This is a genomic window from Enterococcus avium ATCC 14025 (genome assembly GCF_000406965.1).
In the GTDB taxonomy this organism is placed as follows: Bacteria; Bacillota; Bacilli; order Lactobacillales; family Enterococcaceae; genus Enterococcus_A; species Enterococcus_A avium.
Genome location: NZ_KE136364.1, coordinates 216,657 through 241,760 on the forward strand (window position 1 = coordinate 216,657; position 25,104 = coordinate 241,760).

Annotated in this window: 28 protein-coding genes; 24 read left to right on the forward strand and 4 right to left on the reverse strand. The window is 41.0% G+C overall.

From position 1 onward, the window contains the following. Nucleotides 1-76: 76 nt before the first annotated feature. Together OMU_RS13885 and OMU_RS13890 are read right to left on the reverse strand one after the other, a co-directional pair. Complete coding sequence (locus OMU_RS13885; protein ID WP_016180513.1) at nt 77-703, reverse strand: WxL domain-containing protein; 627 nt, start codon at nt 701-703, stop codon at nt 77-79. Continuing rightward, nucleotides 700-1,071: an LPXTG cell wall anchor domain-containing protein gene (locus tag OMU_RS13890; protein WP_016180514.1), complete on the reverse strand. Its 372-nt coding sequence runs from the start codon at nt 1,069-1,071 to the stop codon at nt 700-702. The genes OMU_RS13885 and OMU_RS13890 overlap by 4 nt, the downstream gene beginning before the upstream one ends. Nucleotides 1,072-1,406: 335 nt before the next feature. On the opposite strand from OMU_RS13890, the gene OMU_RS13895 reads away from it, so the two are divergent. From OMU_RS13895 to OMU_RS13940, 10 genes are all read left to right on the forward strand, one after another. Next, nucleotides 1,407-2,780: an adhesive domain-containing protein gene (locus OMU_RS13895; RefSeq protein ID WP_016180515.1), complete on the forward strand. Its 1,374-nt coding sequence runs from the start codon at nt 1,407-1,409 to the stop codon at nt 2,778-2,780. 331 nt (nt 2,781-3,111) lie between these two features. Beyond that, on the forward strand, nt 3,112-4,437 hold the full coding sequence (rsxC, locus tag OMU_RS13900) for an electron transport complex subunit RsxC (RefSeq protein ID WP_034876211.1): 1,326 nt from the start codon (nt 3,112-3,114) through the stop codon (nt 4,435-4,437). Then, on the forward strand, nt 4,434-5,375 hold the full coding sequence (locus OMU_RS13905) for an RnfABCDGE type electron transport complex subunit D (protein WP_016180517.1): 942 nt from the start codon (nt 4,434-4,436) through the stop codon (nt 5,373-5,375). The genes rsxC and OMU_RS13905 overlap by 4 nt, the downstream gene beginning before the upstream one ends. Beyond that, nucleotides 5,372-5,935 (forward strand): RnfABCDGE type electron transport complex subunit G, encoded by a 564-nt coding sequence (locus OMU_RS13910; protein WP_016180518.1) that lies wholly within the window; start codon nt 5,372-5,374, stop codon nt 5,933-5,935. The genes OMU_RS13905 and OMU_RS13910 overlap by 4 nt, the downstream gene beginning before the upstream one ends. A gap of 12 nt (nt 5,936-5,947) precedes the next feature. Next, nucleotides 5,948-6,625 carry an electron transport complex subunit RsxE gene (rsxE, locus tag OMU_RS13915; RefSeq protein WP_016180519.1) on the forward strand — a complete coding sequence of 226 codons (678 nt, stop codon included), beginning with the start codon at nt 5,948-5,950 and terminating at the stop codon, nt 6,623-6,625. Further along, on the forward strand, nt 6,625-7,215 hold the full coding sequence (locus OMU_RS13920) for an electron transport complex protein RnfA (RefSeq protein ID WP_016180520.1): 591 nt from the start codon (nt 6,625-6,627) through the stop codon (nt 7,213-7,215). The genes rsxE and OMU_RS13920 overlap by 1 nt, the downstream gene beginning before the upstream one ends. A 12-nt stretch (nt 7,216-7,227) precedes the next feature. Then, nucleotides 7,228-8,040: an RnfABCDGE type electron transport complex subunit B gene (locus OMU_RS13925; protein WP_016180521.1), complete on the forward strand. Its 813-nt coding sequence runs from the start codon at nt 7,228-7,230 to the stop codon at nt 8,038-8,040. Between the two features lie 62 nt (nt 8,041-8,102). Beyond that, nucleotides 8,103-8,813, forward strand: a complete 711-nt coding sequence (locus OMU_RS13930; RefSeq protein ID WP_016180522.1) for a glucosamine-6-phosphate deaminase — start codon at nt 8,103-8,105, stop codon at nt 8,811-8,813. Nucleotides 8,814-9,065: 252 nt separating this feature from the next. Then, nucleotides 9,066-9,695 (forward strand): TetR/AcrR family transcriptional regulator, encoded by a 630-nt coding sequence (locus OMU_RS13935; protein ID WP_016180523.1) that lies wholly within the window; start codon nt 9,066-9,068, stop codon nt 9,693-9,695. Then, nucleotides 9,692-10,057 carry a hypothetical protein gene (locus OMU_RS13940; protein ID WP_016180524.1) on the forward strand — a complete coding sequence of 122 codons (366 nt, stop codon included), beginning with the start codon at nt 9,692-9,694 and terminating at the stop codon, nt 10,055-10,057. The genes OMU_RS13935 and OMU_RS13940 overlap by 4 nt, the downstream gene beginning before the upstream one ends. A 54-nt stretch (nt 10,058-10,111) precedes the next feature. Here OMU_RS13940 and OMU_RS13945 read toward each other — a convergent pair whose 3' ends face one another. After that, a complete protein-coding gene (locus OMU_RS13945; protein ID WP_016180525.1) occupies nt 10,112-11,329 on the reverse strand; it encodes an MFS transporter in 1,218 nt (405 codons plus the stop codon). Between the two features lie 101 nt (nt 11,330-11,430). Further along, nucleotides 11,431-11,958, reverse strand: a complete 528-nt coding sequence (locus OMU_RS13950; RefSeq protein ID WP_016180526.1) for a PadR family transcriptional regulator — start codon at nt 11,956-11,958, stop codon at nt 11,431-11,433. A gap of 390 nt (nt 11,959-12,348) precedes the next feature. Here OMU_RS13950 and OMU_RS13955 point away from each other — a divergent pair, with 390 nt between their 5' ends. The 14 genes from OMU_RS13955 (at nt 12,349) to OMU_RS14025 (ending at nt 25,084) form a co-directional block, all read left to right on the forward strand. After that, nucleotides 12,349-13,200 carry a PRD domain-containing protein gene (locus OMU_RS13955; protein WP_016180527.1) on the forward strand — a complete coding sequence of 284 codons (852 nt, stop codon included), beginning with the start codon at nt 12,349-12,351 and terminating at the stop codon, nt 13,198-13,200. Continuing rightward, nucleotides 13,197-15,056, forward strand: coding sequence for a beta-glucoside-specific PTS transporter subunit IIABC (locus OMU_RS13960; protein ID WP_016180528.1), 1,860 nt, complete (start codon nt 13,197-13,199; stop codon nt 15,054-15,056). The genes OMU_RS13955 and OMU_RS13960 overlap by 4 nt, the downstream gene beginning before the upstream one ends. 14 nt (nt 15,057-15,070) lie before the next feature. Then, a complete protein-coding gene (locus OMU_RS13965) occupies nt 15,071-16,495 on the forward strand; it encodes a family 1 glycosylhydrolase (RefSeq protein WP_016180529.1) in 1,425 nt (474 codons plus the stop codon). Between the two features lies 1 nt (nt 16,496). Further along, a complete protein-coding gene (locus OMU_RS13970) occupies nt 16,497-17,276 on the forward strand; it encodes a histidine phosphatase family protein (RefSeq protein ID WP_016180530.1) in 780 nt (259 codons plus the stop codon). A gap of 116 nt (nt 17,277-17,392) precedes the next feature. Then, nucleotides 17,393-18,094 carry a hypothetical protein gene (locus OMU_RS13975; protein ID WP_016180531.1) on the forward strand — a complete coding sequence of 234 codons (702 nt, stop codon included), beginning with the start codon at nt 17,393-17,395 and terminating at the stop codon, nt 18,092-18,094. Between the two features lie 329 nt (nt 18,095-18,423). After that, nucleotides 18,424-18,660, forward strand: coding sequence for a GlsB/YeaQ/YmgE family stress response membrane protein (locus tag OMU_RS13980; RefSeq protein ID WP_034876217.1), 237 nt, complete (start codon nt 18,424-18,426; stop codon nt 18,658-18,660). A gap of 124 nt (nt 18,661-18,784) precedes the next feature. Continuing rightward, entirely contained in the window at nt 18,785-19,849 is a 1,065-nt protein-coding gene (locus tag OMU_RS13985) for a M24 family metallopeptidase (protein WP_034876221.1), read from the forward strand. 85 nt (nt 19,850-19,934) lie between these two features. Beyond that, the gene (gene efp, locus OMU_RS13990) at nt 19,935-20,492 is read left to right on the forward strand and encodes an elongation factor P (protein ID WP_016180534.1); all 558 of its coding nucleotides are present in this window, start codon (nt 19,935-19,937) and stop codon (nt 20,490-20,492) included. A gap of 343 nt (nt 20,493-20,835) precedes the next feature. Further along, the gene (locus tag OMU_RS14000) at nt 20,836-21,261 is read left to right on the forward strand and encodes an Asp23/Gls24 family envelope stress response protein (protein WP_016180535.1); all 426 of its coding nucleotides are present in this window, start codon (nt 20,836-20,838) and stop codon (nt 21,259-21,261) included. Further along, on the forward strand, nt 21,254-21,712 hold the full coding sequence (gene nusB / locus OMU_RS14005; protein ID WP_016180536.1) for a transcription antitermination factor NusB: 459 nt from the start codon (nt 21,254-21,256) through the stop codon (nt 21,710-21,712). The genes OMU_RS14000 and nusB overlap by 8 nt, the downstream gene beginning before the upstream one ends. Before the next feature lie 59 nt (nt 21,713-21,771). Beyond that, nucleotides 21,772-22,629, forward strand: coding sequence for a bifunctional methylenetetrahydrofolate dehydrogenase/methenyltetrahydrofolate cyclohydrolase (locus tag OMU_RS14010; RefSeq protein WP_034876381.1), 858 nt, complete (start codon nt 21,772-21,774; stop codon nt 22,627-22,629). 15 nt (nt 22,630-22,644) lie between these two features. Continuing rightward, nucleotides 22,645-23,979 (forward strand): exodeoxyribonuclease VII large subunit, encoded by a 1,335-nt coding sequence (gene xseA / locus OMU_RS14015; protein WP_016180538.1) that lies wholly within the window; start codon nt 22,645-22,647, stop codon nt 23,977-23,979. After that, on the forward strand, nt 23,979-24,200 hold the full coding sequence (locus tag OMU_RS14020) for an exodeoxyribonuclease VII small subunit (protein ID WP_016180539.1): 222 nt from the start codon (nt 23,979-23,981) through the stop codon (nt 24,198-24,200). Before xseA ends, OMU_RS14020 begins: the two co-directional genes overlap by 1 nt. Continuing rightward, entirely contained in the window at nt 24,200-25,084 is an 885-nt protein-coding gene (locus OMU_RS14025) for a polyprenyl synthetase family protein (RefSeq protein ID WP_016180540.1), read from the forward strand. Before OMU_RS14020 ends, OMU_RS14025 begins: the two co-directional genes overlap by 1 nt. The last annotated feature ends 20 nt before the right edge of the window (nt 25,085-25,104 follow it).

Consider the following 25,104-nt stretch of genomic DNA (forward strand, 5'->3'; position numbering starts at 1 on the left):
AGGGCAGAATCATGGTCTACAGCCTGGGATCGCCTTCACAGTAGGCGTGGCTGCAGTCGGGATTCTGCCCGAGTTTTTAGCTTGGTGTTGATGAGAAGGTCCATACGACTGTTGTTTGGTATTGGGCCGCTGTCTTTGCCGTATTGGCTGGTACATTCAAGGTAAATTTATTGATCGGCAAAGCAGTTTCGCCGGCCCCTTGATTGGCTTGTGCAGTGATGACGGAGTTTGTTTGACCAAGAACTAAGTCAACCGTGCTGTTATTGGCGATTCCATCACCTGTCGGTAGCGAGTTCACGTTGTTGGTAAGAGCTCCGACAGTAAAGGATAGGATCGCTCCAGAAAGTTCGCTTTGCCCAGCCGTGAATTGTGTTGGCTGAGCGACCTTTACAGACCAGCCGCTACCAGCTGCCCCGCGATTATCGCTGACAGCAACTTGTCCAGTTGTTACTGGAGAAGCTTGTTCGCCATCAGAGGTAGCTGTCCAAGTTTCTGCTTGTGTTGTTTGGATTGGGTGCGAACCAAAGTTCAAGTTTGTAGGCAGAGCCGCACTTGGGTCACCGGGTATTTGCGGATCAAAAGTGATGCCGCCAGATGTATAGTCAACGGTACCGGTGGTGTCGGCAGCGTGAGCGCCTGTTGCAAAGGTAAATAGGCTACCGGCAAAAAGCGCGGCAATGAATAAGGCTGCTTGTTTTTTCATTCGTTTTTCCTCCTATTTTTGACGATTCGCCACCCTAAAAAAGCGATTGCGAGGATCAGTAATCCAATAATGACTAAAAAGATATTCCGTTGATCATTTGTTTGCATAAATCGGGTAATGCCTGAGTGCTGCATGCTACTTCGATTACTGGATGAAGCAGGTGTTTCTTTATGATTATCAACATCAGTCGTGCTGTTGCTTGTTACGCTAGTACTGTTCTGAGAGCTTGCGGTGGAACTGTCACTAGCAGCCGTACTGCTTTCGTAATAGTACTGAACCTTTCCGTTGGTAACGGCCGCTTCGCTCGTTGGAGAAGGGACAACGAAGAGTGACAGAAAAACCAAGAGGATTCCAATCTGTGTCTTCAATTGTCTCCCCCTTTCTTTGGAAAAATGTAGTGGCTCTTTTCTGCGCAGAAAAGAAAATATTTCTTATGTCGGAATTATATAAGCTTATTAGAAAATAACGCTATAAGATTGCTCACAGAATTTTCACAGTTAAGCAAAATATTTTTCACTTTTTGATATACCAGCTTTAATTAAGGGAGAAGGTATAGAAATAAAGGGCTTTTTTATTGGATTATCTAAGAAAGCATGGCAATTAAAAACAAATAAATGATCAATTTTTACCTGTCATCGATTATTTTCTCGCGAAGGAAATTTTTGAAGGGAGCAATCCAAGTGAGAATAAAGGGGGAGATAAAATGACGAAAAAGCGGCTTCGTTTGATTCATAAATGTTGGCTTACAGGACTAGCTATTTTTCTATTTTTAACCAGTTCAAATATCATTGTGAGTGCGGTGTCATTGGATCTATTTTCAAATACACAAGTGAGCAACAACAGCGGGACTACTTCAGCAGCACCCTATTTAAATGTTGCGAATAAGCCCGTGACTTTTACGATAAATGGAACAACAGCAATAGGCGCGACGGCGGGAAGGACAGGTGCGAAGTATGTATTTGTCAATGTACCGGCGCAATTAGCTGGTAAGGTTCAAAAAGATGGAAATGCCACTGTAGATACCACAGTCACGGTACTGGCTTCTGATATCAAGGCTGTAACAGGAACGGTTTTGGATTTGGTAACATCATTGACCGGATTACTGACAACCTTGGGATTGGGTACGCTGGTGACAAATCTTAACAGTACGGTTACGGCATTGAATAAGGAAGACTTCGGACGTCAGGTATTCCTATCTCCGGTAGAGCAGTATTCGTCGACTCTATTAAGAGCGGGTATTAGCCAAGGACTGCTGCCAATTATAACGAACGCGTTGATCATACGTTTACAGGCCATACAAGCGATCGTTCAGGGAATCACTCCTCTACCTTTAATCAATGTAGTCTTAAATAACCTCTTAACTGCTTTGACGAATACGATTAGTACCCTTGGCAATGCGAATTCGACAGTTAGCAAAAATTTAGTAGCGGCTTCCATTTTAGGGTCAACGAGCGTTTCGTTTCCGACATTGGTCTCTAGCCCCACAGGATTGACACAAGATTTTACGGCTGTTGTACGGGGCGGAATTTTTCAAACAGATAATTTTGATGTCCAGCTGTTAAGCAACTATGGCGGTAATACAAATCTTTATTTCGCCGCTGGAAGCCTGACGATGAAGAATGAATTACTGCCAAGCAGTTTGAACTTCGGCAGTCATCCGGTTCAAACGAAAGTTGATGAAACATGGAATGCCTATATCGGTGGGAGTAGCGCTAATCCGCTGCAAACAGGAACGATCCGAATTGATGATACTCGTACTACAGCAAAAGCCTGGCAGCTGAAACTTGCGCAAACAAATTCTTGGGTAAGCGGGCAGAAGAATTTAGCTAATGCTCGGCTAGATATCGTCTTAGGTGGAGTAAATAGCAACTTTCAAAATTATTTTTACATTTCAAATCAGACAGTCCATATGCTCCCCAGCAATCAAGTGACCTTATTTTCTTTGAGCGCCACTACGGATTCCGGCTATTTTGAGATGCCGCTGAATCAGTTTCAGCTTTTTGTTCCTAAAAATACCCCAAAACAAACGGGAACTTATCAAACCACTCTGCAGTGGACCATTTCCAATACACCATAAGTGATAAGCGATTAAAAGTGCCTAAGAAATTAGGCGCTTTTTTTTTGTGAGTTTGTGAAAACTAATTACATTTGTTTTTCACTGTGCTATCATAAACGTATAAGTATACTGATAAAATCGATACTGAAGTTTGTGAATCATTTTGTGAAAAAAATTTTCGGATTAAACAAATGAACGTTTAAAACCAAGCCAGCTACAGGTTCAGCTTCACTGTTTCGGCATTTTTCTTCTATTATTTATTTGGGGTAAGAATAAGCCTGCTGGTGTATGAAATGTTGCAAAATGAGGAGTAAGCCCAATGATTTTGTTGGACCACAGGGGAGGTTTGTCTATGGGAACATTAACGAAAGCAATCGCAAAGTTTAAAGGAGGTGTCAAAGTCCCCCATAATAAAAATACGGCAGAATTTGAAAGCGTTTTTATGGACCCGCCGAAAATTGTGACCATTCCAATGCAGCAGCACATTGGAGGTGTTTGTACGCCGACGGTTAAAAAAGGGGACGTTGTCACAGTCGGACAGGTAATCGCGGATTCGGAAGCCTTTGTCTCAGCTCCGATCCATGCCTCTGTTTCTGGAAAGGTAAAGGGAATCAAACCGGTTTTGATGGCGAATGGTCAGATGTGTGACGCGATTCATATCGCAAGTGATGGGTTGCCTGTGGAATTTCCGGAACCCAAGCCGGTGGAGATCCAGTCAAAGGAGGATCTTTTGAAGGCAGCACGAGATAGCGGCATTGTTGGTATTGGCGGCGCCGGATTTCCTATGCACGTAAAGCTGAATGTTAATGAGAGCACACCGATTGATACGCTGGTGATTAACGGGGCAGAATGTGAACCCTTCATTACATCGGATTACCGCGAAAGTTTGGAGTATCCGGAACGGATTATTGCAGGAATGCAGCTGGTGATGAAGTACCTGAATATCGCTCATGGTGTTATCGGCATTGAGAGTAATAAGCCAAAAGGGTTAAGAAGGCTGCGAGATCACTTGAATGAGTTAGCTGATCGTGATCCATCGATTGATGTGATGGAGATTCCATCATTATACCCGCAAGGAGCGGAAAAAATGCTAGTTTACGCCACCACTGGACGAAAAATTCCACCAGGGAAATTGCCGTCTGAGGTTGGATGCTTAATCATGAATATTTCGACCATCTCACTGTTGCAACGCTATATCGAGATCGGCATGCCGCTGACCCATAAGCGGATTACTGTGGATGGCAATGTGGCGCAGCCCAAAAATGTGGTGGTTCCAGTGGGGACATCAATCGGCGAAGTAATTGACTATTGTGGCGGATTGATCGATGAACCTAGCAAGATTATTTTAGGTGGACCAATGATGGGAATTGCCCAATTTTCTGTCGATTTGCCAATCACGAAGCAAACCAATGCCATCACAATTTTAGGAGCTGCACAACAACTGCCGGAGGAATCACCATGTATCCGCTGCGGACGCTGTGTGGAGGCTTGTCCGATGTCGCTGTTGCCTGTACAAATCGAACGTTGTACTCATAATAATGACCTTGCAGGCTTGAAAAAATTGAATGTCTCCGCCTGTATGGAATGTGGCTGCTGTGCCTTCGTTTGTCCGGCTGGCCGAAGACTCGTTCAGTCAATGAAACGAGCGAAACAGTTAGAAAGGGAGGCTGCCAAATGAACAAATTACCTGTTTCCATTTCACCCCATCTGCACTCTGGACGGAGCAGCCGAGGAATCATGCAGGACGTGATCATCGCCTTGATCCCGGCTGTGATTGCCTCCACGATTATCTTTGGCTTTCGTGCGCTTATCTTGATTATTGTAACGGTTGCGGCGTGTGTCATCAGTGAGTATGTCACTCGGAAAATCTTAAAGCGGCCAGATTCGATTCACAATTTGACAGCAGTTGTCACAGGAATCTTATTAGCCTTGAATCTGCCGGTGACCTTGCCATTTTGGATGGCTATTTTAGGTGGTGTGATTGCAATCGTGATCGTAAAAGAATTTTTCGGCGGAGTTGGTCAAAACTTCGTGAATCCCGCGATCACTGCGCGGATTATTTTAATGATGTCCTTTGCTTCCCAAATGAGTACCTGGCAGCCGCCGCTGAACTATTATATGTTCCGACCAGACGTCATTTCATCGGCGACTTATTTTTCAGCCTCTCAGACAGGTCAGAAGATTCCCTCGTTATTGGATATGTTTTTTGGTATACGCGCGGGAAGTCTAGGTGAGACCTGTGCTTTAGCCTTGCTGCTCGGCGGCGCCTACTTGGTAGTAAGAAAGGTGATTTCACCGATTATTCCGCTTTGTTTTATCGGAACAGTGGTCATTTTTTCTACCTTATTAGGCGGAGATCCGTTATATCAAATGATGTCAGGCGGATTATTGCTGGGAGCAATTTTTATGGCGACGGATTATACAACTTCACCGATTACCAGAAATGGCAAGATTATTTTTGGTATCGGCTGCGGGATTATTACCGTCTTAATTCGTTTCTTCGCGGCACTGCCAGAAGGGGTTTCTTATGCCATTTTATTAATGAATATTTTAGTCCCTCATATTGAGAATTTGACGATTCCAAAAGTCTTTGGTGAGGAGGCGAAGGTAAAATGAAGCGATCCAGTTCCAAAGTCATTTTTACCGATGCGTTATGTCTATTCATCATCTGTCTAGTGATCACCTTTGCAGTAGCTGGAACACGTTCTGTTTTTAAAGACCGAATTGCCAAGCAAGAATGGGAGCAAACTCAAAGTGTCATGAGCCAGCTGATTAAGGCTGATGACTTTCAAGAAGTCAAAGTAGCAGGGGACAATCAAGGCTACAAAGCGCTGGATAGTGGTGGCAAGACTGTCGGTTATCTTTTCGTGACAAAGGCCTATGGCTACGGCAGTGACGTGAGTGTCATGAGTGCAGTGATGGATGGCAAAGTCATCGGTGTCGATGTGCTGGATGCCTCTAACGAAACTCCGGGACTTGGTCAAAATGTCACGAGAAAAGAGTTTATCGATCAGTTCGACGGTACCGATGACACGCTGGAGGTAGTGAAGAATGATCCTGCGAATAAGAATCAAGTAGAAGCGGTAACAGGAGCAACCAAATCCTCCAATGCCGTTGCTACATCAGTCAAAGAGGCACTTGCTCTGTTTGAACAAGTCGCTACGTCAGAGAAATAGGGAGGAGAAGCAATGGAAAAAGAAAAAGCAGCCACTATTTTCAGCAGAGGGTTGATCAAAGAAAATCCTGTCCTGCGTCTGATGTTAGGGACCTGTCCGACGTTAGCGGTGACGACCTCTGCAATGAATGGTTTAGGAATGGGAATAGCGGCAACGGTCGTTCTTTTAGGCTCGAATGTCGTAATTTCCCTATTGCGAAAGGTGATTCCTGATCGTGTCAGAATTCCAGCCTTTATCACCATCATCGCGGGCTTTGTAACAGTTGTTCAATTAGTGGTGAAGGCGTTGGCCCCTGCCTTAGATGCTACTTTAGGGATTTATCTACCCTTAATCGTAGTGAACTGTATTATTCTAGGGCGTGCAGAGGCTTATGCCAAAAATAATACAGTGCTTCATTCCGCTTTAGATGGATTAGGAATGGGTGTCGGCTTTACAATGGCGTTGATATGTATGGGCGGTATTCGCGAGCTGCTTGGCAGCGGAACCTTATTAGGGTTTTCGATTACGGCAGGTGTGATTCCACCAATGACGATCATGCTGCTGCCGCCAGGCGGGTTCTTCGTCTTCGGTATGCTGGTGATGTTGGCGAATAAACTGAGTGATCGCAAGACGAAAGAAATCGATTGTAGTGCTTGTCCGGTCGCTGAAGCCTGTACCACGGTTTGTGATGAAAAGGCGGGTGATCAGTGATGCAGATTTTTGTAACGATTTTAGTTGCCGGTATTTTAACGGATAATTTTGTCTTGTCACAGTTTCTAGGAATTTGTCCATTTTTGGGAGTATCGAAGAAATTGGACACGGCTGTCGGCATGTCTCTCGCGGTTACCTTTGTTATGGTATTAGCGACCTTAGTAACCTATCCGCTGTACGCTTCGGTATTAGTACCGATGGGGCTGGATTACCTACAGACGATTGTCTTTATCTTAACGATCGCCGCACTTGTGCAGCTAGTAGAAGTGGTGATGAAACGGTATATGACTCCGCTTTATAACGCGTTAGGGATTTATTTACCCTTAATCACTACGAACTGTGCAGTGCTTGGTGTAACAATCCTGAATTTTTCGAAAAATTATTCCTTCGTGCAATCAATGGTGAATTCATTTGCCGCAGGAATCGGTTTTTTAGTCGCAATGGTAATTTTTGCCGGGGTACGCGGCCGCTTGGAAGGAAATGATATTCCCGAGTCGCTTAAAGGTCTGCCAATCACATTGATTGCCGCCGCTATCGTATCGTTGTCGTTTCTTGGATTTGCCGGTTTGGCAGAAGGATTATTCCAGTAGGAGGTGGAAATAATGACAGAAATCATGATACCCATCGGCATTGTTAGCGGGATGGGATTAATCGCAGGAGTCATTCTTTCCCTGGCAACCATCATCTTCCATAAACCGGTGGATGAAAAGGAAGAAGCCTTGCGAGAAGCGCTTCCGGGAATCAACTGTGGGGCTTGTGGCTTTTCCGGCTGCGATGGTTATGCTAAAGCGATGGCTAAAGGAGAAGCAGGAGCCACCAACTGTACGCCAGGTGGCCCATCTACTCAACAAGCCTTGGCAGAGATATTAGGCCTTGAAGTTGGGGATGTTCAGAAGGTTGCTGCCTTTGTTCGCTGTAATGGCACCTGTGAGTTTACAAATAAAAAAATGGCTTATGCCGGAACGGAGACCTGCTACGGCGCCAACCAAATTTTTGGCGGTCCGCAAGATTGCCGTTTTGGCTGTATGGGCTTTGGCGATTGTGCTGCTGTTTGCGACTATGATGCGCTGCACATCGTCGATGGAGTAGCAAAGGTTGATCCGGATAAGTGTGTCGGTTGTTTAAAATGTATCACGGCCTGTCCGAAAAATCTGATCAAGATGCTACCCGCAGAAAATACCGCATTGGTCGCTTGCTCCAATCAGGATAAAGGCGGTGGTGTGCGAAAAAACTGTGATGTGGGCTGTATCACCTGTAATCGGTGTGTGAAGACATGTCCGCAAAAAGCCATTAAGATGGAAAATAATGTTGCGGTAATTGATCCAGATATGTGCATTGACTGCGGTGAATGTGTCGAAATCTGTCCGCAAAATTGTATTTTACAGATGCCGGCCAAGGAAAAGATTCCTAGTTAATAAAAAACGGAACCCCTTTCAAAAAGATATGCTATCATTAAAAGAAAAGGGCAGGTGTTGAAATGAAATTATTAGTAACAGAGGATTATGAAACATTAAGTCAAATCACGGCGGACATCGTTTTGATGAAGTGGGCGGAAAGTCGCCGCGTGAATCTGGCGCTGACTGCGGGCTCTTCACCTAAGCGTGCGTATGAAATCTTAGCTGAACGATTGAAGCAGGTGTCTTTTGATCAAAGCTTGGCGCATTTTTACAATTTTGATGAAATTACCTTAAAGGGTCAAGAATACGGAATGACGATGCAGGCCTTAACGAAGGAATTATTCGAGCCGTTAGGAATTGAAGAAGAAAATATTGAAGTGTTAGATGTCCAAAATTATCAGGACTACGATCGACAAATCGCTGAAGATGGCGGCTTGGATTTGGTTTTGATGGGCATCGGTGGAGACGGTCACTTCTGTGGCAATCTGCCAGATTTCACCTCCTTTGATTTCGGTGTTTATCGGGTACCAATCGAGCAGGATGATGAGCTATATAAGCTGATTGATGAATCAAGTCCCCATGAACCAGGAGAAGAAATGGTGACATTTGGCGCTCAAACGGTTTTAGCAGCAAAAGAATTGGTTCTGATCGCTAATGGCGAGAAGAAGGCCGCAATTATCAAACAGGCGTTGGAAGGACCAATTACAGAAGATGTTCCCGCGTCAGTTTTGCGCTTGCATCCGAATCTAACGGTGATTTTAGATCGTGAAGCAGCAAGTTTATTAGACTAATAAAGATAGAAAAAAGAGAGGCATGATCGTCTCTCTTTTTCTGTGGAATTACTTAATTAATCAGCTTTGCCGCAGCTTCATCAGCAATCACTGTAATATTAGAATGCATTCTCAAGATAACCATGAGAATTTCACTGTTAATAACCAGCAAATCAAATTTCCCAACATCTTTTTTAAGTGCATTTGACAAGTTAACAACTGTTCACTATAATTTTAGTGAACAGTTGTTAACTTATTTGCGGAGGGATGACTATGCCAAGAAAAGCAGCGCGAGATACTAAAAAGCTTATTTTACAGGTGGCCTTAAAACAGTTTTCTGAAAAAGGGTTTGATGGTGTTGGGATTCGAGATATTGCAAAGGAAATTGGGATACGAGAAAGTGCAATCTATAGACATTACAGCGGAAAGCAAGCAATTTTTGACGCAATCATTTTAGACATTGAGCAGCGCTATCAAGAGGAAACTGCCGAGATTGGCGCTTCAAAAAGACTGGATGGTCTCTTAAATGCAAAGGGTGTCCGTGAAGAATTGATTCAGATGAGTTTTACAATGTTTCAATTTTATTTAGAAACAGAGTATGGCTCACAATTGCGTAGAATGCTGACAATCGAACAGTATCGTAGTTCTGAAATAAGCAGTTTTTTTCGCGAACTCGTAATTAACAATGGATTAAAGTATATTACACAGGTGTTTTCTCAATTAATAGCAGAAAAAGTCTATTTGGATGCTGATCCTGAAGTCATGGCGTTACAATTTTATTCGCCTTTGTATTTACTGTTAACCAAATACGATAATCAGCCCGAAAAGTATGAAGAAGCATTGACCTTTTTAGAAAAGCACATCACCCAATTTAATAAAATCTATCTGAGGAGTGATCAATGATGAAGGGAATTGGGATACTGGTAGCGGAATGGGTTGTTACAGGAATGATCGTTTATGCAGGATTATGTGGAAGGAAACTGTTTTTTATTGACGGACCAAGGTCAGCGGTGATTATGTTAGGTTTAATCGGATTTACCATGTGCATGGTCATGCCGACGATTGGCAAGTTTATCAGTAATGCGCCCGCACATCCTTTAACAATTATGGGGTATATTTTTGGTGTCATGGCACTTTTTACTACGGTGGTTCAGTTATTTAACTGGCAGATACCATTTATCCAAGATCCAAAAAATGCGCTATTTGTAATTGCTGGTTGCATCGTTATAAAATCAATTATTGGACGTTTTTTTTTGCTAGTCTGATGGTAGATGAAAAGCCCGTACGTTGTAATTTTACAAGGTACGGGCTTATTTCAGTTACAGGTTCTCTTCTTCTTTAGTTTCAAAATAGCGTGAATGAACAACCACTAAGATGATACCGATGAAAACCATCGCACTTGCAAAGTAGAAGGTATAATTACTGCCGAATTTTGCACCAATTAAACCGGCGACAAAAGGGGCGAGTGAGCCGCCAAAAAAGCGGACGAAGCTGTAAGTTGATGAAGCGATGTTTCGTTTGATCCCAGGAATTTCCATCGCAATCGTTGTCATCAAGGTGTTGATTATTCCTTGGAAAAAACCAGCGACAATCAACGCAGCAGCCACTAGTGAGGGTTGGTCGGCATTGATTCCCATCAGCAGCAGGCAGACAACAAAACCGATAAACCCGATCATCAAGGTATAGAATGTTCCGATTTTTTGTTCAAATCGAGTGGCTAAAAAAATCGAAGAAATAGCCAATAAAATTCCCCAGCCAAAGAAGGTCATACCAATTTCCATTTCAGAAAAATTCGGCATTAAAAAGGGCGCATAGGCAAGCAAAGTAAAAAAGCCGAAATTATACAATAGGGCAATCAAGCCTACAGAGCGTAGCTTATGATTTTTTAAGGCGTTGACACCAGCAAAAAAGTCAACTTTTTCTTTTTTTCCCTTGGATTCCTTAAACATAATCAAGATTGATAAGAATGGAATCAGCATTAAAACCGATACACCCGCAAACGGCAAGCGCCAAGAAATCGAGCCTAGCGAACCACCAACTAAAGGCCCAATCGACATACCAAGTCCCATTGCCGCTTCATACAGCATGATTGATTTTTCCGTTTGCCTAATTAGCACACTGACGATTGCAGACAAGGCAGTTGAAATGAATAAGGCGTTTCCCAAACCCCAGCCTGCACGAAAATAAATCAATGCATCGATCGTATTGGACAAACCGGCGAACAAAGCAAATATAATAATAATAGCTAAACCCAACATCAAGGTTTTCTTAGTACCAATCCGACTGGAAACAAAACCAGTAAACAGCATCACAATGCCGGTCACCATCATGTAACTGGTAAATAATAAGGTTGTTTGCGCAGGCGTTGCTTGTAATGATTTGGCGATCGAATTCAAAATTGGATCAACCAATCCGATCCCCATGAAGGCGATCATGCAGGCAAAGGCAACGACATACGCTGCTTTACCATTTTCTTTCTCCGTAACTATACTGTCATTGTTTTCGTTTAAATTTTCCATTAAGTCACCACTTTCCATTCAACAGTTTAATCACAAAAGGATTTTATGTCAATATTTACATAAATATATTTACAATTATTTTTGCCAAAAAAACAGACCTCAAGAGATCTGCTTTAAACTTATTCAGAAAAATAGGCGTCGATTTTTTCTTCTGCCCACTCACACCAAGACAGTTCCTCTTTGCATAGACGAATCTTCCGTTCAATAATCAATTCACGACCGAAATTTTTACGGCGTTCCTCTTTAGTTAGCTCGCTCAAGCTGTTTAAAACTGTCGAATACTCTTTTAATTGTTCATTGAAGTATTGCTTTCGTTCCATAATCAAGAATTTTGATGTATCACGGTCTAATGCAGAAATGGTGAATACTTTTGCTAAGAATTCATCTTTTTGAGAGGGAGCGTGGCTTTTAGTGAAGACCCAGTTTTTTACCACTTCTTTTCCTGCCGGAGTAATATCATAGATTTTACGTTTGCCATCGGGAATATCGACAATTTCGATTAATTCCTGTTTGCGCAATTCTTTTAAGGTAGGATAAATTTGACTATGATGAGCCTCCCAAAAAAGATTCAAAAAACGTTTCAATTCATAACCAGTCAATGGCGCACGAACAAGCATCGCCAAAACAACATAGCTGATAGTATTCATAATGTGATCCTTTCTGTTAAGGATTTTTTGGTTAGTTATTTTTTATTCATTGGTTTTCTCCGTGTTCATTGTACCATTGATTCCTATTTTTGCTAATAGTCCTATTTATTATAGGGTGTCATAAACAGTTAAATAACAAGGGGATTTAGGATAGTGGAAAACGAAGGTGAAAACATATAAAAATGAATATTTCGAGAAAGCGTTGACATTCATATTTTTATCACTTAGAATGAAGTTATAAAAAATTAAGAGAAAAGACCGATCATGGCGCCGGAGTCATGATTGTGAGTATGTTACTGAAGATGATCAGGCAGAACTCAAGAAAGCATAGCTGGAGACCAAGGTCCCGCTGTATACTTTCTTGGGTTTTTTTTCTGGAAAGGAGGAAGTATGAAGATCAGCCAAATCTTAAATAATAACGTTGCATTAGTGAAACGAGGAGGAAACGAGGTCTTCGTCGTTGCAAAAGGAATTGGTTTCAAAAAGAAAAAGGGACAGCAGATCGCAGAAGAGGAAGTTGAGAAAATGTATATTCTTGATTCCTTTGATATGCTGGATCATTTCAGCTATTTATTGGCTCATTCAGATCCAAACGATATTCTTTTGATCAGCAATATTATTTCCTATGGAGAGGAACAATTAAACATTAAGGCAAGTGATTATTTGAGTTTGGCTCTTCTTGACCACTTGGAGTTCCTATTGAAACGTGTAGAGAAACAGCAGTTTATCAAAAGTCCGCTAATATGGGATACAAAGCGTTTTTACCCAGAACATTTTAAGGTCGGACTTAAGGCGTTAAAAATGATTGAAGAACAGAAGGGCTTGCAGCTTCCTGAAGATGAAGCCGTGTCTTTATGTTTGCACTTTGTAAATATGGAAGAAAGTCGCGATAGCCGAAAAGACCATGTTTTAGAGATGCGAGCGTTAAGTGACCTAGTATCGATTGTGGAACATCATTTTAATGTGACGTTAGATGACGAATCAACGAATTATATGCGCTTCACTACTCATTTACAATACTTTGTGCAGCGAATCGTTAACGGAGAAATATTCAATGATGGATCAGAAACCTTGGAGCTTTATAAACAAGTTTGCCAATTGTATCCAGAATCGTTTAAAACTGTCCAGAAAATGAAAATCTATGTACAGTCACAATTTAATCTAGAGATTTCAATCAATGAAGAAACCTATTTAATGCTTCACATAAATCGTGTAACAGAAAGAATGGAGGACAAAAAATGAGTTATGAAAAATTAAATAAACAGCTGATCGAATTAGTCGGCGGTAAAGATAATATCAAAGCAGTCGCTCACTGTGTGACCCGCCTGCGTTTAACATTAAAGGATCGCAGTTTAGCAAAAACTGAAGAAATCAAAAATTTGGATGGTGTGATTGATGTCGTCTCCAATGAGGTTGCCTATCAAATTATCGTCGGAACACATGTTACGGATGTGTACAATGAGTTCATGCTAATGCTGGGATTGAAGCCTGACGGGGAGGAAATTGAAAAGCCAAAGGCCAAAGGAGTTCGAGGAATCGCCTCATCAATCTTAGTCATGATATCTGAAACCATGACTTCTATTATTGAAGTTTTACTTGCAGCCGGAATGATCGCAGGGATCATGGCAATCATTTCATTAACAGGATTAGTTTCTAAAGACAGTCCAACATACATGATTTTTGATACGCTGCGTGGCGGGGTTTTCCACTTCTTACCAGTCTTTATTGCAGCATCAGCAGCTAAACGAATGAAATTGAATGAATATGTAGCAATGGCATTAGCAGTCGGACTACTTTCCACCAATATTGATGGGGCAAAAGGTTTGGAATTGTTCGGTTATCATCTACCAACGATCGGTTACGCGAATACCTTTATTCCAATCTTGTTGGGTGTTTGGTTCTTGAGTGTCGTGACAAAATACTTGAAGAAAATCATTCCAAGCGGGTTGCAGTATTTCTTAGTTCCGGCATTATCACTGGTATTAACCTTTCCAGTTATTTTAGTCGTCTTTGGCCCGATTGGAACATTGATCGGTGATGGCGTAAGTGCCTTCTTTGATGTGTTAATGAATACGATTGGCAACTGGATTGTAGTTGTCTTGTATGCGGCCTTCCAACCATTCTTGATTGTTTTAGGAGCTGCCAATTTTACTTATCCAATTGTATTGAACTTTTTGGGAACAATTGGCTACGATCCAATAATCATGCATGCGGCAACAATTTCTGATGTGGCAGTTTGTGGTGCAATGTTTGGCTACTTCTTACGTGCAAAAAAAGGTCATCAGCGCCAAATGTTCGGTACGGTCAGTTTTAGTGCTTTAATGGGTATTACTGAACCAGCTGTATTTGGGGTTTTTGTTAAATATCGTCGACCATTTTTAGCGGTTATTATTGGTGGTGGATTAGGCGGATTGATTGCAGGGTTAGCCGGTGTGAAAACAATGGGATTTGTTTGGGGATTAGCCTCATTACCGACTTATCTAGCAGGCGGAACAAGTAACTTTATTTGGATGATTATTAGTGTCGTGGTTGGCTTTGTTGGTGCTACAGCTGTGGCGTATGGTATCGGCATTCCTAAAGAAGAATCCGAAGAAGAACTTGAAGAAAAAGAATTTGTTGAAGCATTAGAGAGTAACCAAGGATTGAAACAAGTTTGTATTGGAAAAATTGCTGAAGGAGATGTAGTTCCATTAAGCGAAATTAGTGATAAAGCATTTGCCTCTGGAGCGTTAGGAAAGGGTGTTGGAATCATACCAGCTCAAGCAGAGGAGTCGATTATTTCACCAGTCGAAGGAACTGTGACAGTTGCATTTCCAACCAAACATGCGTATGGCATTAAAACGAAAAATGGTGTTGAGTTATTGATCCATATTGGTGTTGACACAGTAAATCTAAAAGGTAAATATTTCGAAAGCTTCGTAGAAAAAGGACAGGAAGTCAAAAAAGGTGACATTTTAGCGAAATATCAAGCTGAAAAAGTAAAAGAAGCCGGTTTTGATCCAGTAATCATTGTGGTGGTAACAAATTCAAATGATTATCTTGATGTGATTTCAACCAGTAATGAACAAGATGATGAATTACTAACAGTAATTTTGTAAAAAAGGAGAAGCAAATGACATTTACAAATGACTTTTTATGGGGCGGCAGTATTGCCGCTCATCAATGTGAAGGGGCTTGGCAAGAAGATGGAAAAGGTCCAGCAATCATGGACTTTGTTACGAAAGGATCAAACAAAGAACCACGAGTGATCACGGAGACAATCGATCCAACGTTGGACTATCCTTCACATCTAGGAATTGATTTTTATCATCATTACCAAGAGGATATTAAACTGTTTAAAGAAATGGGGTTCACAGTACTACGGATCTCGATTGATTGGTCGCGAATTTTTCCTAAAGGAGATGAGCAGGAGCCAAATCAAGCGGGATTGGATTTTTATGACAAGGTAATTGATGAGTTGCTCGCTAATGGGATCGAGCCAATCGTGACCCTTTATCATTTCGAATTACCCATCCATTTAGTTCGAGAGTATGGCTCATGGAAAAATCGACAGGTAATTGATTTTTATCTACATTATTGTGAAACGGTCATGCGAGCATATGATGGCAAAGTGAAATATTGGGTGACTTTCAATGAGATGAATCATATTGACCCACAGTCCGAACAATCGGATATTTTCACTTATTTGATTGCGGGTTTAAAATACAGCGAAATGGAAAACTCAGTAGAAGAGTTAGCCAAAATTGGCTATAACATGACATTAGCTGCAGTGAAGGCAGTTAGACTTGGACGAGAACTCAATCCTGAAAATAAAATCGGCTGTGTCTTCGGCTTGAATCCAATCTATTCCTATGACTGCCACCCAGATAATGTATTGAAGGCCTTTTTAGACAATGATCGGGATTATTATCAAGTCGATGCCATGTGTAATGGTAAGTTTCCTAAATACAAAATGAAACAATATCAAGCATTAGCACTCGATTTAGGAAATCAACCAGAAGATGTTGAAGATTTTGCTAAAGGAACGATTGATTTTATTGGCTTAAATTATTACATGTCTAGTCTGTCTGAACCAAACCGTCCGGTAGAGGGCGAGTCAGCTTTATTCGGAGGTCTTCAAAATCCATATCTAGAACAATCTAAATGGGGCTGGGGAATTGATCCAACAGGTATTCGCTATGTCATGAACTATTTATACCGAAAGTACGAGTTGCCAATCCTGATTACTGAAAACGGGCTGGGGGCGATCGATCAACTAGCAGACGGAACCGTTCATGATGACTATCGTATCGAATATTTAGAAAAACACATTAAAGCAGTGAAGCAGGCAGTAGAAGAAGACTTCGTAGAATGCATGGGTTACTTGACTTGGGGACCAATTGATTTAGTCAGTGCGACAACTGGTGAAATGAGTAAACGATACGGTTTTATTTATGTTGATTTAGACAACGAAGGTCAGGGGAGTTTGCAACGGCTGAAAAAAGATTCTTTTGATTGGTATAAAAAAGTCATTAAAAGTAACGGGGAGGATCTATAAAATGAAAAAAATTTGGGGATTATTGTTTGTTTTCTTATTAGGGCTTAGTTTAACGGGTGGTGTTTCAGTACAAGCAAAAGAAAAAAATTCCGAGAAAAAAGCGGAAGTGACCATTTATCTGGTTCGTCATGGGAAAACTTTTTTCAATACAACGGGACAAGTTCAAGGATTCGCCGATTCACCTTTAACAGATAAAGGAATTACACAAGCAAAACAAGTGGGTAAGGGATTGAAAGATACGAAGTTTGACTTAGCCTATTCCAGTGATTTGGGACGCCAAAGAAATACTGCCAAATTAATCCTGGCTGAGAACGAGAAGAAGACGCCTAAGCTTTCAGAACACGATGGATTCAAAGAATGGAATTACGGCGGTTTTGAAGGAAAAACGAACGCTGAGATGTGGACACCAATTTTTGAAGCGAACGATTTGAAGTTCGATGAGGATTGGACAGATTATGACAAGCTGGTTAATAAACTAGGTGATGAAGGGGTAGCAGATGCTATTGCTGAGAGCGATCCGTTGAAAGTCGCAGAAAGTTATAAAGATATCACTAAAAGAGGGCAAGCTGCTATGGACAAAGTAGTTGCCGATGCGAAAAAGAAGAAGGCGAAGAATGTCTTGATCGTATCATCTGGCAGCATGATTCCAACACTACTAGAAATGTTGGTTCCTGGTGAATATCAAGGTGAGGCTATCGATAATTGCAGTGTTACGACTTTGAAATATAAAGATAATAACTATTCAGTAGCGAAAATCAATGATACACAATATTTAGATTAATAGAAAAAACTTTCGATAGCGACTTATCGAAAGTTTTTTCTATTTAAACCTCAGTCTTTCGACGGATGATTTTCTTTTAGATCTTTTATACACTTGTTTTAGAAAGGAAGATCGTCATGAAAGTTTTGTTTGTGTTTGAGGATAGGGAATATTCCAGTTTTTTTGTTTACGATTTAACGAGCGGTGTGAACAGCCTTTTACGAGTCTCACCTGAAATAAAGATTCAAAAACTGACGTTGGGAGAATTGTATACCCAAGTACCGATCGAAAAATTTCTAGGCTATTTTTCCGTAGCCTTTTCTATAGAAGTAAAAAAATATTTAATCTTAAAAAAGACCGATAGTTTATTAGGAGTGAAGGAAGCCGGGCTTGAAGAAGATGGTAAGATGGCAGTAACAATTTATAAAGATTTCATCGCTTTGAAAAATGGACAGAAATTTACGAAGGGAGATCATCGGCTGACGCTCGATGAGATTGATGCGTACATTAGTTATCAGATTGATCAGGATGGTCGAATTGATGTGTTTGAACGCCAAGAGGATATCATTCGCTTGATGAAACGCAAAACAGTTCGCCCACGGCTATCTTCCATTACAAATAATTATGGGACAGTCAAAGAATACTCCGGCAGCAATCTCAATTTAAAAGATATGCTGAAAATGGGAACAGGCTATTTAGCTAAAGGGAGCGCTCGTATGAATAAGATCAACGTACCAGAAGTTGGAAGCTTTTCCTTGCTAGGTGCTTTTCCTTATCGCTTAGGTGCAGTAAATTGGGAGCAAAATAGTGTGAAGCTGCGGTCAGATCTGATTCAATAAAAAGTTATTCACAGGATTGTCAAGAAAAGCATTTTCAAAGTCTGTTTTAGCCGCTTACAAAGAGTAAAATGCTTTTATACCAACCTTTATTTGCGTTTCACAATTGAGAAACTTTCTGGAAAAAGCGCTATTTAACTCTTGACAATTGAGATAAGTATCTGAATCACTGAAACAGATATTTATATTAGCCCTTTATCAAATGAATAAAACTATCGACCGATATACTTAGAGAAAAATTTTTGTTAGTTTGCTAGTAAGATATACAGTAAGGATCAGCTACTATTAAGTGATTATATAATTTCGAATAGAACAGATGAGGAGAGATAATGATGATTTGGACATTAATTGTTGGTGCTATCATTGGCGCAATCGGTGGTAGTCTTTCTGGACGCGGTAAACAAATGGGATGCATTTTCAATATTATTGCAGGTTTGGCGGGCTCTTATATTGGACAAGCAATATTTGGACACTGGGGACCACATTTAGCTGGGATGGCATTAGTACCATCGATTTTAGGTGCAGTAGTTGTTGTGGCGGTTGTTTCATTTTTTACCGGACGGCGATGATTAAAGAAACAGAAGTTGAGAGTGTGACTTCTGTTTTTTTGTGTATTCATTGCTTTTTCTTTTTCTAGTCGTGTTCGTTCAGCTTTTCGAAACTCTTTGCTATAATGAATGATGGGTGATAATAATGATAAAACGGATTGAGAAATTACGAGCACTGATGAAAAAAGAGATCATTGACGCGTACTTAGTAACAAGTCCAGCGAATCTTCGTTATCTGACTAATTTTACCGGAACTGCTGGGTTAGCTTTGATTACATTAGAAAAAGCGTTCTTTATTACTGATTTTCGTTACACTGAACAAGCAAGTGAACAGGTGCAAGGAATGACGATTATCCAACAGCAAGGTAATATTGTTGATGAGATTATCAAATTGATGGAAAGTGAAGGCATCAATGTGCTTGGCTTTGAGGATGCATCCATGACTTACGCAGAGTATTCTATTTTTGAAGAAGTGATTGACGCGGAGCTGGCTCCAGCTAGTGGTATGATTGAGAAACTGCGAGAACAAAAAGATGATGGAGAGATTGCCATTATTGAAAAGGCCTGCGCTATTGCTGATGAAGGCTTCGAGCATGTCTTGAAAATGATCCGTCCGGGCATGACTGAAATTGAAGTTGCTAATCAGTTGGATTTCTTCATGCGTTCACTTGGGGCAACGGGCACATCGTTTGATACGATTGTGGCTAGCGGTGTTCGTTCTGCTTTGCCACATGGCATTGCCAGCGAAAAAATGATCGAACAAGGAGATTTAATCACGCTTGATTTTGGATGCGTCTATCAAGGCTATGTTTCAGATATTACACGGACATTTGCGATTGGCGATCCTGGTCAACAATTGAAGGAGATTTATCAAATCGTTTTGGAAGCACAATTAAAAGTCATTGAGGTAGCACAAGCTGGTGTGACCGGAGCACAGTTAGATGGGGTTGCTCGTGATTTCATTACTGAAGCTGGTTATGGAGAAGCCTTTGGACATTCTACAGGTCATGGGATCGGTATGGAGATTCATGAGGGTCCGAATATCAGTCGTTCAAATGATACACCGTTGAATGTGGGGAATATTATTACTGATGAGCCAGGAATCTATTTAGCTGGGTTAGGCGGTGTTCGAATTGAGGATGACTTGGTGATTTTAGCTGAAGGAAATCGAATTTTGACGCGGTCGCCAAAAGAGCTCATCATTTTATAAGTCTTATTGAGTAGTGGTAGCGTAAGTAAACAAGAAATGATAAACTAGAACCAAATCTGCAGAGATTGAATTAGGAGGAAGTATCATGATTTCAGTAAACGATTTTAAAACTGGCTTAACGATCGAGGTGGACGGCGGCATTTGGCGCGTAGTCGATTTTCAACATGTAAAGCCAGGTAAAGGTGCGGCCTTCGTTCGTTCGAAACTTAAAAATCTACGTACGGGAGCAGTTCAAGAAAAAACCTTCCGCGCTGGTGAAAAAGTAGCAAAAGCTCAAATTGATAATAAAAAAATGCAGTATCTTTATGATGACGGAGATAACTATGTCTTCATGGATATGCAAAGCTATGAACAAATTGAAATGCCAAAACAACAAGTAGCAGAAGAAATGCTTTATGTATTAGAAAATACGGAATTGACCGTCATTATGTATGGTAATGAAGTTTTAGGTGTTGATCTGCCAAATACCGTAGTATTGGAAGTTGCAGAAACAGAACCAAATATCAAAGGGGATACCTCATCAGGCGGTTCAAAGCCTGCTGTGATGGAAACTGGCCTGACCGTCAATGTACCATTCTTCGTAAATCAAGGAGACAAACTGATCATTAATACACAAGATGGCAGCTACGCTTCCAGAGCATAATGCATAATAAAGAGTAAGGGTGTCAGTTCTGTTTTTCGCAGAACCAAAAAACAGGAAAACATACTTGCCATTCAAAAATAGAGCAAAGAATAAACCAGTATAACAGAATGATATACGGCACGAATATCATTCTGTTATACTGGTAAGAAAAATAATTACATTTAGCAGGAGTAAGGGTGTCAGTTCTGTTTTTCGCAGTATCAAAAAACAGGAAAACATACTTGCCATTCAAAAATAAAGCCAAAATGGAACAGTTTAACAGAATGATATACGGTACGAACATCAGACTTATTTTTCTGGTAAGAAAAATAATTACATTTAGCAGGAGTAAGGAGAGAGTAAGATGGCAGATGAAAAGAATTTAGTTTTAGGCGAGAGCCCGGAACTTGGGGAAATTATCATTGCACCAGAAGTAATCGAAGTAATTATCGGGATTGCGGCTTCTAAAGTTGACGGAGTTTACGGCATGCGCGGCTCATTAGCTAGCAATGTGACAGAATTACTTGGTAAAGCAGCTCACGGTAAAGGTGTTTATCTCAAAAATGACGAAGACGGATTGAAAGTCGATATTTATTCTTATTTTGACTATGGCACTTCGGTACCTAAAGTGGCTATGGCCATGCAAGAGCGCGTGAAACAGCAAGTTTTATTTATGACAGATGTTGCCTTAAGTGAAGTAAATATCCACGTAGTCGGCGTTGTAGCTGAAAAACTAGAGCAACCAACTTTAGAAGAACTATTCAATGATGAAGAGGAAAATAATGAGTAAAGAATTATCACGTCACGAGATTCGAGAAAAGGCCTTGCAGGCACTGTTTCCGTTGGATTTTAATCAAGAATTAACAAAAAAAGACGCCATCAACCATGCATTAAGTATTGACCAACAAGAGATTGTCAGTGAAGATGAAGACGCATTTGTTCCAGTCTATCTTGATGAATTAGTTGGCGGAGTCGTTGAACATCAAGCAGAACTAGATAAAATTATTCAAAAGCATTTACGTTCTAACTGGTCGATTCAACGAATTGCTAAAATGGATTTGATTATCTTGCGACTAGGTATTTATGAGATGTTATACAACACGCAAGTACCTAACCGAGTGGTTCTAAATGAAGCCATCGAGTTAGCCAAAACTTTCAGCGATGATCAATCAAGAAAGTTCGTTAATGGAATCTTATCTAATGTAATGAAAGAGATCGATGAAGCTGGGGCAAATAGCTAATAGAGCTATTTTTCCCAGCTTCATTTAAACTATAGAAAAGAAAGAAGCGGGGAATGAACGTGGCACAACTTATTAATGGTAAAGAATTGGCAGAAAAGCTTCAACAGGAGACAGCACAGCAAGTTGAAACATTAGCAGCAAAGGGTATCCATCCAGGGTTAGTCGTGTTATTAGTCGGCGAAAACCCCGCTAGTCAAATCTATGTTAGAAACAAAGAACGTGCAGCAAAGAAAATCGGTATACATTCTGAAGTCAAAAAATATCCAGAAACCATCACCGAAGCAGAGCTGATCAAAGAAATCAACTACTTTAACCAATCAACTGAATTCCATGGCATTTTGGTTCAATTGCCCTTACCAGAACACATTGATGAAGAGAAAGTTTTGATGGCAATCAATCCTTTAAAGGATGTTGACGGATTCCATCCAATGAACATGGGACGTCTATTTGCTGGAATGCCTCACACAATTCCTTGCACCCCGTATGGTATCATGAAAATGTTTGAAGAATACAATATCCCATTAGCCGGTAAACAAGCAGTGGTGATCGGTCGCAGCAACATCGTGGGCAAACCAATGGCAATCTTACTTTTAGGTGCAGATTCAACAGTGACTCTGACACATTCTAAAACAGAAGACTTAGCCAAAGTTGCTAGTAAAGCAGATATTCTGGTTGTAGCAATTGGCAGAGGCCATTTTGTAACGAAAGAATTCATCAAACCAGGAGCTGTCGTTATCGATGTCGGTATGAATCGAAATGAGGATGGAAAGCTGATTGGCGATGTGAAATTTGATGAAGTCGAGCCAATTGCTAGCTACATTACACCTGTCCCTGGCGGTGTCGGTCCTATGACCATTACGATGCTGATGCAGCAAACCGTGGAATGCTGCGAACGCCAAGTATTAGATCACGAATAGCAAAGAGGTGTTCAAATGGCACAAGAGTATTTAACTGTCAGTGCATTAAACAAATACATCAAACGAAAATTCGACGTAGACCCCTATTTAGAGCGGGTCTATTTGACCGGAGAAATTTCCAACTTTCGCATGCGGGCAAATAGTCATCAATATTTCAGTTTAAAAGATGAGCGTTCCAAAATCAGTGCAATCATGTTCAAAGGAGCTTTTCAAAAACTGAAATTCACACCAAAGGAAGGCATGAAAGTGCTGGTAGTCGGTCGTGTGGCATTGTATGAAGCCAGCGGTAATTATCAAATATATATTGACCACATGGAGCCTGATGGTGTTGGCGCACTATACCAAGCTTTAGCAGAACTACGAGAAAAATTAAACAAAGAAGGATTGTTCTCACAGCCAAAGAAAACTTTGCCGCGTTATCCGAAACGAATCGCGGTGATCACTAGTCCAAGTGGTGCAGTCATTCGCGATATCATTACGACTGTCAAACGCCGATACCCAATTACTCAGTTGGTTCTTTTCCCAACTCTAGTACAAGGGGACAAAGCGGCGGCTGATATTGTTAAAAATATCAAAAAAGCCGAAGCAATGGATTTTGATACGATGATCATCGGTCGTGGCGGTGGTTCTATTGAAGATTTGTGGCCTTTCAATGAAGAAAGTGTGGCGCGGGCGATTGCAGCTTCGCCAATACCAATTATTTCCTCTGTAGGGCATGAGACGGACACAACGATTGCGGATTTAGTTGCTGATGTGCGTGCAGCAACGCCAACGGCAGCGGCGGAATTAGCAGTTCCCGTTTTATCAGAGGAAATTCTGCGAATTAAAGAAAAGCAGGCACGTTTAGAACAGGCCTTCTTGCATCAATTGCAACGAAAAAAAGAACGATTTGAACGTTTGCAGCAATCATATATTTTTAGACAGCCTAACCGTTTATATGAAGCGCAAAGTATACAACTGGATCGCTTAACGCAACAATTACAACAAAACATGACTGTTTTGGTGAATCAGCGAGAACGAGAACTAATGCAATATAGTAATCGTTTGGCCCAAGCTAATCCCATCAATCGTGTCAGACAGGCTCAACAGCAAATGACCTATCTACAGGAACGTTTGCAGCAGCAAATGCAAGGCTATTTGGAAAAACAACAACGGCGAGTGCAGCAGGCTATCACTTCATTGGATTTACTAAGTCCATTGAAAACAATGGGTCGGGGATTCACCTATACGACCCAAGATGAGCAAGTCGTTCGTTCAGTAAATGATTTGCAGGAAAAAGAGATGACCGTTCATTTTGTTGATGGTACGGTTAAAGCCGCGATTTTAAAAATTGAAAAAGGAGAAGAGTAATGGAAAATACAACCTTTGAAGAATCAATTACGCAATTAGAAACCATTGTTACGCAGTTAGAGCGTGGCGATGTACCTTTAGAAGAAGCACTAGAAGCGTTTCAAAAAGGAATGGTTTTGAGTAAGCAATGTCAAGATACGTTAACAAAAGCAGAAAAAACACTGACTAAAATGATGAGTGAAGATGAAGAAGTGCCTTTTACAGGTGAGGAGGAAGCCTAATGTTGCAGCAGCTTTCTGCTGAAGAGCTACCAAAGGTTGAAAAAGAGATCGTTGACTTCATTACTACTAGCACTGCACATGAAGAGTTGAAAAAGAGCATGCTTTATTCCGTTAAAGCAGGCGGGAAACGGATTCGGCCGCTGATTGTGTTAGCGACTGTTCAGGCATTTCAGAAAGAGTTAACAGTCCCGGTTTATCAAACCGCCGGAGCATTAGAGATGATTCATACTTACTCACTGATTCATGATGATTTGCCAGCGATGGATAATGATGATTTGAGACGTGGAAAACCCACCAATCATAAAGTCTTTGGTGAAGCCTTAGCGATTTTGGCTGGTGATGGACTTTTGACCGGTGCCTTTCAACTGGTTAGTGAAACTACCTTGAGTCCAACAGAGAATGTTTTGTTGATCCAGCTTTTGGCAAAAGCTGCAGGAAGCGGCGGGATGGTAGCTGGTCAAGCAGGCGACATGGCAGCCGAGAAACAACACGTAGCGCTAAACGAGTTAAAGGCGATCCATCGTGGAAAGACTGGAGCACTTTTAACTTATGCTTTCGTTGCAGGTGGCATTTTAGCCAATCAAACCGAATATGTGATTGAACTGCTTGAAAAGCTTGGGAATCACATCGGTTTGGCCTTCCAAATTCGCGATGATCTGTTAGATGTTGTCGGAACTACCAAGGAGCTAGGAAAAAAAGTAGGTCAAGATGAGAAATTAGATAAAAGTACTTATCCGGCTTTACTTGGATTGGAAGGTGCAAAAAAGGCACTGACAGATGAATTGAAGCAAGCAGAAATAGTTGTACAGCAATTAGCAAAGGCCGCTGATTTTCAACCACGAATTTTCCAAGAGTTACTTGGGCTATTTGCACTTACAAAATAAAAATATAATGAAGTAGGAAA

Bases quoted from the DNA above. Each gene is read 5' to 3' on its own strand.
- OMU_RS14020 (WP_016180539.1), top strand. From the start codon at position 23,979: ATGGAAAATACAACCTTTGAAGAATCAATTACGCAATTAGAAACCATT.
- OMU_RS13950 (WP_016180526.1), bottom strand. From the start codon at position 11,958: ATGAATACTATCAGCTATGTTGTTTTGGCGATGCTTGTTCGTGCGCCA.
- nusB (WP_016180536.1), top strand. From the start codon at position 21,254: ATGAGTAAAGAATTATCACGTCACGAGATTCGAGAAAAGGCCTTGCAG.
- OMU_RS13925 (WP_016180521.1), top strand. From the start codon at position 7,228: ATGACAGAAATCATGATACCCATCGGCATTGTTAGCGGGATGGGATTA.
- rsxE (WP_016180519.1), top strand. From the start codon at position 5,948: ATGGAAAAAGAAAAAGCAGCCACTATTTTCAGCAGAGGGTTGATCAAA.
- OMU_RS13985 (WP_034876221.1), top strand. From the start codon at position 18,785: ATGATAAAACGGATTGAGAAATTACGAGCACTGATGAAAAAAGAGATC.
- OMU_RS14000 (WP_016180535.1), top strand. From the start codon at position 20,836: ATGGCAGATGAAAAGAATTTAGTTTTAGGCGAGAGCCCGGAACTTGGG.
- efp (WP_016180534.1), top strand. From the start codon at position 19,935: ATGATTTCAGTAAACGATTTTAAAACTGGCTTAACGATCGAGGTGGAC.
- OMU_RS14025 (WP_016180540.1), top strand. From the start codon at position 24,200: ATGTTGCAGCAGCTTTCTGCTGAAGAGCTACCAAAGGTTGAAAAAGAG.
- rsxC (WP_034876211.1), top strand. From the start codon at position 3,112: ATGGGAACATTAACGAAAGCAATCGCAAAGTTTAAAGGAGGTGTCAAA.
- xseA (WP_016180538.1), top strand. From the start codon at position 22,645: ATGGCACAAGAGTATTTAACTGTCAGTGCATTAAACAAATACATCAAA.
- OMU_RS13920 (WP_016180520.1), top strand. From the start codon at position 6,625: ATGCAGATTTTTGTAACGATTTTAGTTGCCGGTATTTTAACGGATAAT.
- OMU_RS13940 (WP_016180524.1), top strand. From the start codon at position 9,692: ATGATGAAGGGAATTGGGATACTGGTAGCGGAATGGGTTGTTACAGGA.
- OMU_RS13970 (WP_016180530.1), top strand. From the start codon at position 16,497: ATGAAAAAAATTTGGGGATTATTGTTTGTTTTCTTATTAGGGCTTAGT.
- OMU_RS13945 (WP_016180525.1), bottom strand. From the start codon at position 11,329: ATGGAAAGTGGTGACTTAATGGAAAATTTAAACGAAAACAATGACAGT.
- OMU_RS13930 (WP_016180522.1), top strand. From the start codon at position 8,103: ATGAAATTATTAGTAACAGAGGATTATGAAACATTAAGTCAAATCACG.
- OMU_RS13980 (WP_034876217.1), top strand. From the start codon at position 18,424: ATGATTTGGACATTAATTGTTGGTGCTATCATTGGCGCAATCGGTGGT.
- OMU_RS13965 (WP_016180529.1), top strand. From the start codon at position 15,071: ATGACATTTACAAATGACTTTTTATGGGGCGGCAGTATTGCCGCTCAT.
- OMU_RS13955 (WP_016180527.1), top strand. From the start codon at position 12,349: ATGAAGATCAGCCAAATCTTAAATAATAACGTTGCATTAGTGAAACGA.
- OMU_RS13975 (WP_016180531.1), top strand. From the start codon at position 17,393: ATGAAAGTTTTGTTTGTGTTTGAGGATAGGGAATATTCCAGTTTTTTT.
- OMU_RS13910 (WP_016180518.1), top strand. From the start codon at position 5,372: ATGAAGCGATCCAGTTCCAAAGTCATTTTTACCGATGCGTTATGTCTA.
- OMU_RS13960 (WP_016180528.1), top strand. From the start codon at position 13,197: ATGAGTTATGAAAAATTAAATAAACAGCTGATCGAATTAGTCGGCGGT.
- OMU_RS13885 (WP_016180513.1), bottom strand. From the start codon at position 703: ATGAAAAAACAAGCAGCCTTATTCATTGCCGCGCTTTTTGCCGGTAGC.
- OMU_RS13895 (WP_016180515.1), top strand. From the start codon at position 1,407: ATGACGAAAAAGCGGCTTCGTTTGATTCATAAATGTTGGCTTACAGGA.
- OMU_RS13905 (WP_016180517.1), top strand. From the start codon at position 4,434: ATGAACAAATTACCTGTTTCCATTTCACCCCATCTGCACTCTGGACGG.
- OMU_RS13935 (WP_016180523.1), top strand. From the start codon at position 9,066: ATGCCAAGAAAAGCAGCGCGAGATACTAAAAAGCTTATTTTACAGGTG.